This window comes from Promicromonospora citrea, from assembly GCF_013004695.1.
Lineage (GTDB): Bacteria > Actinomycetota > Actinomycetes > Actinomycetales > Cellulomonadaceae > Promicromonospora > Promicromonospora citrea.
The window spans coordinates 1-7,000 of sequence record NZ_JABEMG010000179.1 but is presented as its reverse complement, the minus strand read 5'-3'; the positions used below and the strand labels follow the sequence as shown (position 1 = coordinate 7,000).

Genomic DNA, 7,000 nt, shown 5'->3' with positions numbered 1-7,000 from the left:
CGTTGGCGAACCGCAGGTGCCACGGCCACGCGCCGGGCTCGGGCCTGCGCCGGCCGAGCACGAGGTCGGCCTCGCCCGCGAGCACGGGGCCGGTCACCCGGGGCAGGTCCTGGGGGTCGAGGCTCGCGTCGGCGTCGCAGAAGGCGACGACGTCCGCGGTCGCGGCCTCGAGCCCGGCGGCGCACGCGGCACCGTACCCGCGGCGCTCGGCGCGCACGACGAGGGCGCCGTGCTCGCGCGCGACGTCGGGCGACCCGTCGGTCGACCCGTTGTCGACCACGATCGCGCGCGTCCCGTCCGGGAGCCGCGGCAGGAGCCAGGCGAGGCCCTCCGCCTCGTCGAGGCAGGGCAGCACCACGTCGACCACCGCGCCCGGTCCCTCGTTCATGTCCTCGTCCACGTCTTCGACCGTAGGACGCGGACCCCTCGGTACGCAGCGCCAGGGACCTGACGGCTACCTGACGTCGGGCGCCGTGGTCCACAGGGCACCGCCCCACCCGGCGCCGGGCGGCCCCGCGCTGACTATGGTGTGGCGTATGACGAAGGTTCTCGTGGTGGACGACGACGCCCTGGTCGCCTCGAGCGTCGCCGCCTACCTCACGCAGGCCGGGCACGACGCGCGCACGGCGACGGACGCCGTCGAGGGCGAGCGCACCTGGCGGACGTGGGAGCCGGACGCCGTCGTGCTGGACGTGCTGCTGCCCGGCAGCTCGGGGCTGGAGATGCTCACGCGTCGCCGCCGCGACGGCGACGCGACGCCGGTGCTCCTGCTCTCCGGCCTGGCCAGCGCCGACGACCGGGTGGTCGGCCTCGAGCACGGCGCGGACGACTACGTGACCAAGCCGTTCGACGCCCGCGAGCTGGTGCTGCGCGTCGAGGCGCTGCTGCGGCGCGGGCCGTTCGACGTGCAGCACGCGCCCGTGCGCCTGGAGGTCAGCGGCCTGGTGCTCGACGGCGCGGCACGCACGGCGACCTACCGCGGCCGGGTCGCCGAGCTCACGCCGCGCGAGTTCGCGCTGCTGAGCTTCCTGGCGCAGCGGCCGGGGCACCCGTTCGGGCGGCGGGAGCTGCTGCGGCGGGTCTGGGGATGGACGTTCGGCGACGACTCCACGGTGATGGTGCACATCCGGCGCCTGCGGACCAAGCTCGAGGAGGACCCGGCCCGCCCGGAGCTGGTCGTGAACCTGCGCGGCACGGGGTACGCGCTGATGGCCGAGGGCGTACCGGCCGGCGAGCTCGCCGACGCCGCCGACCGCACGGAGGTCGTCTCGTGACCGACGTCCAGTTCATGGTGCTGGTCACCGTGGCGTGCTCCGTGGTGGCCGCCGTGGCCGGGTTCTTCCTCGTGCGGCTGGCCCGCCGGGTCTCGCTGCAGCTCGCGCTGCTGACGTCGACCCTGATCCCGGTCGCCGGCGTCGTCGCGGCGCTGGCGGTCAACGTGCACGAGATGTTCCTCTCGGCGCACGACGCGCAGGTGGTCTGGCTCGTGCTCGGCACCGCCACCGCGCTGGAGATCCTGCTGGCCCTCGCCCTGGGCCGGATGGTCGCGCAGGAGCTCATCCTGGTGGCCGACGGCGCCCGCCAGCTCGCCGAGATCTCCACGCACCCGGGGGCGAGCACCCCCGCGCCCGCGCCGGAGACCGCCGAGCTCGCGCTGCTGATGAGCGAGCTGGAGGCGACCCGCGAGCGCCTCGTCGCGGCCCGTGCCGCGGAGCAGCAGGCGCAGGACGCGCGCAGGCAGGTCATCGGGTTCGTGTCGCACGACCTGGTCTCGCCGCTGTCCGGCATCCGTGCGGCGACCGACGGCCTGCGCGACGGCGCGTTCCCGGACCCACGCACCGCGCTGGACGGCATCACGGCCGCCGTGGACCGGATGTCGCGCATGATCAAGGATCTCGGCGAGCTGTCCCGGTCGGACGCGCCCCCGCGCCGCGCGGCGCGCGGACCCGTGGACATGGGCGAGGTGCTCGGCACGGTGCTCGCGCACGCGCGCCCGGCCGCGGCGGAGCGCGACGTCGAGCTCGACGAGTCCGTGACAGGCAACGTGCGGGTGCGCGGCGACCGGGACGAGCTGAGCCGGGTGCTGGACAACCTCGTCTCGAACGCGATCCGGTCCAGCGGCCCGGGGGGCCGTGTCCTGGTCGGGGTGACGAGCGAGGACGGCGTCGCGCGCCTGTCGGTGCGGGACACCTGCGGCGGCATCCCGGACGACGAGCTGCCCCACATGTTCCGCGCCGGCTTCCAGGGCGACCGGGCGGGGACGGCCGGCCTCGGGCTGGCGTTCGTCGACCGGGTGGTCGACGAGCACGGCGGAACGGTGTCGGTGCGCAGCACGGCGGCGGGGTGCGACGTCGAGGTGCACCTGCCGACGGCCGACCGGACCGCGGAGCGGACGGCCGACCGGACGGCGGGCTGACCGCTCCGCTACGTCAGGGTCGCGAGGCCCTCCTCCAGACCGACGCGGGCCCGCCAGCCGAGCGCGGCGGCGGCCGCCTCGCTGGACGCCGTGACGTGCCGGACGTCGCCCAGCCGGTAGCCGCCGGTCACCACCGGGTCCGGCCCGGCGAGGAGCTTGGCGGTCACCTGCGCCATCTCCCCCACGGTCGTCACCACGCCCGACCCGACGTTGAACGGCGTCACCGTCCCCGGCTCCTGCGGCGCGTGCGCCGCGGCGGCCACGGCGCGCGCCACGTCGGTGACGTGCACGAAGTCGCGGCGCTGCTGCCCGTCCTCGAGCACGGTGGGCGCCTCGCCGCGCTCGACGGCCGCACGGAACAGGGCCGCGACGCCCGCGTACGGGGTGTCGCGCGGCATGCCGGGCCCGTACACGTTGTGGAAGCGCAGCGCGGTCGCGCTGCCGCCGGTCTGCCGCGCCCACGCGGCGTGCAGCGCCTCGCCGTGCGCCTTCGTGGCGGCGTAGACGTTGCGGGGGTCGAGCCGGGCGTCCTCCGTGACGAGGCCCGGGCGCAGCGGCTCGCCGCACACCGGGCAGCGCGGCTCGAACAGCCCCGCGTCGAGGTCCTCGGTACGCCGTGGCGGGGGCGCGACCTGGCCGTGCTCGGCGCAGTCGTAGCGCCCCTCGCCGTAGACGACCATCGAGCTCGCGTACACGACGTGCGGCACCCGGGCGGCGCGCAGCAGCACCGCCGTGCCGAGGTCGTTGGAGGACACGTAGTCGTCGATGTCGCCGAGCGAGACGCCGAGACCCACCTTCGCGGCCAGGTGCACGACGGCGTCGCACCCGGCGAGGGCCCGCCCGACCGCGTCGGGGTCCCGCACGTCGCCCACGAGGACGCGTCCGTCGGCCGGTTCCTCGGCCGAGACCGCGGCCGGCCCGTGCACGTCCGGGCGCAGCGAGTCGAGCACGACGACGTCGTCGCCGTGCCGCGTCAGCTCCGCGACCACCTCCCGGCCGATGAACCCGGCCCCTCCCGTCACCAGCACGCGCATACCCGGCACTCCTTCGCTCGTCTCGTCCGCTGCGTCTTCGAGTCAACCGCCACGGCGCCCGGTCCGCGAGCGCCGCAACCTGACCGTCTCCTGACGGACGGTGCGCCCGGCCGGTGCGCGGACCGGGGTGGGCCTAGCCTCGACGGCATGAGCGCACCCATCGGGATCATCGGCGGATCAGGCATGTACGAGCTGCTGTCGGACGCACAGCGGGTCACGGTCGACACCCCCTACGGGCCGCCGTCGGAGCCCCCGGCGCGCGGCGTGCTGGGCGGGCGCGAGGTCGTGTTCGTGCCGCGGCACGGTGCCGACCACCGGTTCGCGCCGCACCGCATCCCCTACCGGGCCAACCTGTGGGCGCTGCGTGCTCTCGGGGTGCGTCAGGTCGTCACGTCGTGCGCCGTGGGCGGCCTGGTGCCGGAGCTGGCCGCGGGCACGGTGGTGGTGCCGGACCAGGTGATCGACCGCACGTGGGGCCGTGAGCACACGTACTACGACGTCGAGGGCCCGGTGGTGCACGTGCCGTTCGCCGACCCGTACTGCCCGCGCGGGCGGCAGGCCGCCGTCGCCGCGGCGCAGGCCGGGCCGCTGCCCGCCGTCGACGGGGGGACGATGGTCGTCATCCAGGGGCCGCGCTTCTCGTCGCGCGCGGAGTCGCGGCGCAACGCGCGCGACGGCGGCACGCTCGTCAACATGACGGCCATGCCGGAGACGGCGCTGGCCCGCGAGCTCGCGCTGTGCTGCACCACGCTGGCGCTGGTCACGGACGCCGACGCGGGCGTGGAGGGTGGTGAGCACGTGACGCAGGACGCGGTGCTGGAGCTGTTCGCGCGCAACGTGGCGACGCTGTCGGGGATCCTGGAGGCGACGGTCGCGGCGCTGCCCGACGACGACTGCGAGTGCCGGCACGTGCTCGACGGTCAGAAGCTCCCGATCGTCCTGCCGGAGAGAATTCACCCCCTCGTCGGAGAGCCTTCCCTCCCGCGTCGCCCGGTGCCGTGAGAATCGCACGCGTCGATCCCACCGACCCGGAGGTCAGCGTGTCCGAGATGCAGAGCAGCACCCCGCACCCCCGCGAGATGTCCCCCCTGGCCAGGATGGCCGCCGTCCTGTCGGCCGTGCTGGCGCTGGTGGTCGGCGGCTTCGTCGCCGCACCGGCGGCGCAGGCCGACGTCTATGACTCCTGCACGCACAGCGGGTGCGCCGAGGCGTACGACTCGCGGTCGATCTGGAGCTCCCTGGGCTACCCGGGCTCACGCGGCTGGTACGACTGGCCGGACGGGAGGTGCAACTTCGCCGGCGGCACGTACAACAACTACGAGGGCGAGCTGCCCGCGGGCCACTCCTACCTGGAGTTCGACGTGACCCCGCGGGCCTGCGGCGCGTCGCGCCAGGCGTACCGCCTCGTGCTGGACCGCACCACCGGCATCGTCTACTTCTCGCCGAACCACTACGGCGACTTCTACCGGATGTGACCGTCGTGATGCCCCAGGGACCCGACCTGCCCGTGCTCGTCGTCGACGGGTCGCGGTTCGACGACCTCGCGGGGTTCGCCCGCGAGGTCTCCCGCCTGCTCGACGGCTACACCTGGCGGGGCAACCTCGACGCGCTCAACGACGTGCTGCGGGGCGGGTACGGGACGCCGCCGGGCGGCTTCGTGCTGCGCTGGCTGCACTCCGAGCGGTCCCGCGACGCCCTGGGGCACGCGGAGACGGCGCACCGGCTGGAGCGCCTCCTGCCCGCGGTGGACCCGTCGGGCCGCGCCGCCTTCGTGGCGCGGCTCGACGCGGCCCGCCGCGGCGAGGGCCCCACGCTCTTCGACGAGATCGTGGCCCTGGTCCGTGAGCACGGCCCGGGCGGCGGGGAGGCCGCGGACGGCGTGGTGCTCGAGCTGGTCTGAGCCCGTTCGCTTCCGTCCGCGCCCGCCGTGCGCTATTTTGTGAACGTTGCCGTTCACAAAAGGAGGCGTCATGGCGGACACCGCGGAGACCGAGGTCCTCGTCGTCGGCGCGGGGCCGACCGGCCTGGCGCTCGCCTGCGGCCTGCGGCTGCACGGGGTCGGGGTCCGCGTCGTCGACCGGTCGCCCGGTCCGGCCACGACGTCGCGCGCCAACTTCGTGCACGCGCGCGGCTCCGAGGTGCTGGACCGCCTGGGCGCGCTCGGCACCCTGCCCGACGAGGCGGGGCGCGCGCTGCAGGTCACGACCTACCTCGGCGACCGGCCGATGGTGCGCCTGCGCTTCGGCGACCCCGGCCTGCGCACCGCGGCCCCTCCCCTGGTCGTCTCCCAGGCGCGCGTCGAGGCGGAGCTCCGGGAGCGGCTGGCCGGGCTGGGCGTCGAGCCCGAGTGGTCCCGCGGCCTGCGCACGGCCACGCAGGACGACGACGGCGTCACCGCCGAGCTGTCGGACGGCACCTCGGTGCGCGCGGCGTGGCTGGTCGGCTGCGACGGCACGCGCAGCACCGTCCGGAAGGTCGCGGGGATCGCCGCACCGGGCGTCCGGCTCAGTGAGCGGTTCCTGCTCGCCGACGTGCACCTCGGCACGGCCCCCGGCGGCCCGGCCGACCCGGCGCTCGACCGCACGGGCACCTCCGGCTGGGCCGGGCCCGCGGGCCTGCTCGGCCTCATGCCGATGCCGCACCCCGACGGCGACCTGTGGCGCGTCCTCGCCTACGACCCGGACGGGCCGGCCGACGAGCGCCTCACCCCGGACGAGATCCTGCGGCGGGTCACCGCCCTCGTGCCCGCGCGGGCGGGCCGCCCGATCCGCGTCGGCACGCCCGAGTGGCTGTCCGAGTTCACCGTGCACCGCCGCCTGGCCGACCGGTACCGGGCCGGGCGGCTGCTCCTCGCGGGCGACGCCGCGCACGCCCACGCGCCGTTCGGCGGACAGGGCATGCTCACCGGCCTCGGCGACGCCGAGAACCTCGCCTGGAAGCTCGCGCTCGTCGCACGGGGTGCGGCGGCCCCGTCGCTGCTCGACACCTACGAGGCCGAGCGCCGCCCCCTGGCGACCGACGTGCTGCGCGGCACGTCGGCGCTGACCCGGGTCGACGTCGCGCGGTCCGCCGCCGGGCGGTTCCTGCGCGACCAGGTGCTCGTGCGCGCGTTCCGCGCGGGGTGGGTCCAGCGGTGGGCCACCTGGACGACGTCGCAGCTGTGGGTGTCCTACCGCACGGGGCCGCTCGGCGCGCGGCCGTTCACCCGGCGCCCCCGGCCCGGGGACCGCGTGGCCGACGTGCCGGTGCGGCGACCCGACGGGACGACGACCCGGCTGTACTCCGAGCTCGGGGGCACGTGGGCCTACCTGCGGCCCGCCGTCCCCGGCGCCCGGCCGCGGTCGGCCCCCGCCGTGCTGGCCCGGCTCGGCGGGCAGGTCAGGGTGCTGGACAGCACGGCCCCGCACCGCGGCACGGAGGCCTGGCTCGTGCGCCCCGACGGTCACCTCGCCTGGCGCGGCACCGACGCCGACGACCTCGACCGCTGGCTCACGGCCGCCCTCACGACGGGCCGCCGACCGTGACGGGCGACCCGGCCGGCAGCCCGCCG

The 7,000-nt window shown here is 76.2% G+C and carries 8 protein-coding genes; 6 read left to right on the top strand and 2 right to left on the bottom strand.

Annotated elements, in window-relative coordinates; translation table 11 throughout:
• The coding region (locus HLB15_RS21450; RefSeq protein ID WP_311979607.1) for a glycosyltransferase family 2 protein at positions 1-400 on the bottom strand (400 nt) is incomplete at its 3' end.
• A gap of 136 nt (positions 401-536) precedes the next feature.
• Here HLB15_RS21450 and HLB15_RS21445 point away from each other — a divergent pair.
• Together HLB15_RS21445 and HLB15_RS21440 are read left to right on the top strand one after the other, a co-directional pair.
• Positions 537-1,274, top strand: a complete 738-nt coding sequence (locus HLB15_RS21445) for a response regulator transcription factor (RefSeq protein WP_212760196.1) — start codon at positions 537-539, stop codon at positions 1,272-1,274.
• The gene (locus HLB15_RS21440) at positions 1,271-2,416 is read left to right on the top strand and encodes a sensor histidine kinase (RefSeq protein WP_171108490.1); all 1,146 of its coding nucleotides are present in this window, start codon (positions 1,271-1,273) and stop codon (positions 2,414-2,416) included. Before HLB15_RS21445 ends, HLB15_RS21440 begins: the two co-directional genes overlap by 4 nt.
• A gap of 8 nt (positions 2,417-2,424) precedes the next feature.
• Here the strand turns inward: HLB15_RS21440 and HLB15_RS21435 are convergent, their stop codons facing one another.
• On the bottom strand, positions 2,425-3,450 hold the full coding sequence (locus HLB15_RS21435; RefSeq protein ID WP_171108488.1) for an NAD-dependent epimerase/dehydratase family protein: 1,026 nt from the start codon (positions 3,448-3,450) through the stop codon (positions 2,425-2,427).
• Positions 3,451-3,597: 147 nt separating this feature from the next.
• Here HLB15_RS21435 and HLB15_RS21430 point away from each other — a divergent pair, with 147 nt between their 5' ends.
• The 4 genes from HLB15_RS21430 (at position 3,598) to HLB15_RS21415 (ending at position 6,974) form a co-directional block, all read left to right on the top strand.
• Positions 3,598-4,452, top strand: coding sequence for an S-methyl-5'-thioadenosine phosphorylase (locus HLB15_RS21430; protein ID WP_171108486.1), 855 nt, complete (start codon positions 3,598-3,600; stop codon positions 4,450-4,452).
• Positions 4,453-4,499: 47 nt separating this feature from the next.
• Entirely contained in the window at positions 4,500-4,925 is a 426-nt protein-coding gene (locus HLB15_RS21425) for a ribonuclease domain-containing protein (RefSeq protein ID WP_229785455.1), read from the top strand.
• 8 nt (positions 4,926-4,933) lie between these two features.
• Positions 4,934-5,350, top strand: coding sequence for a barstar family protein (locus tag HLB15_RS21420; RefSeq protein WP_171108484.1), 417 nt, complete (start codon positions 4,934-4,936; stop codon positions 5,348-5,350).
• A 70-nt stretch (positions 5,351-5,420) separates the two neighbouring features.
• Entirely contained in the window at positions 5,421-6,974 is a 1,554-nt protein-coding gene (locus HLB15_RS21415) for an FAD-dependent monooxygenase (protein ID WP_171108482.1), read from the top strand.
• The last annotated feature ends 26 nt before the right edge of the window (positions 6,975-7,000 follow it).

Excerpts from the sequence above, each read along its gene's own strand:
- HLB15_RS21425 (WP_229785455.1), top strand. The coding sequence starts at position 4,500 with ATGCAGAGCAGCACCCCGCACCCCCGCGAGATGTCCCCCCTGGCCAGG.
- HLB15_RS21445 (WP_212760196.1), top strand. The coding sequence starts at position 537 with ATGACGAAGGTTCTCGTGGTGGACGACGACGCCCTGGTCGCCTCGAGC.
- HLB15_RS21430 (WP_171108486.1), top strand. The coding sequence starts at position 3,598 with ATGAGCGCACCCATCGGGATCATCGGCGGATCAGGCATGTACGAGCTG.
- HLB15_RS21420 (WP_171108484.1), top strand. The coding sequence starts at position 4,934 with ATGCCCCAGGGACCCGACCTGCCCGTGCTCGTCGTCGACGGGTCGCGG.
- HLB15_RS21415 (WP_171108482.1), top strand. The coding sequence starts at position 5,421 with ATGGCGGACACCGCGGAGACCGAGGTCCTCGTCGTCGGCGCGGGGCCG.
- HLB15_RS21435 (WP_171108488.1), bottom strand. The coding sequence starts at position 3,450 with ATGCGCGTGCTGGTGACGGGAGGGGCCGGGTTCATCGGCCGGGAGGTG.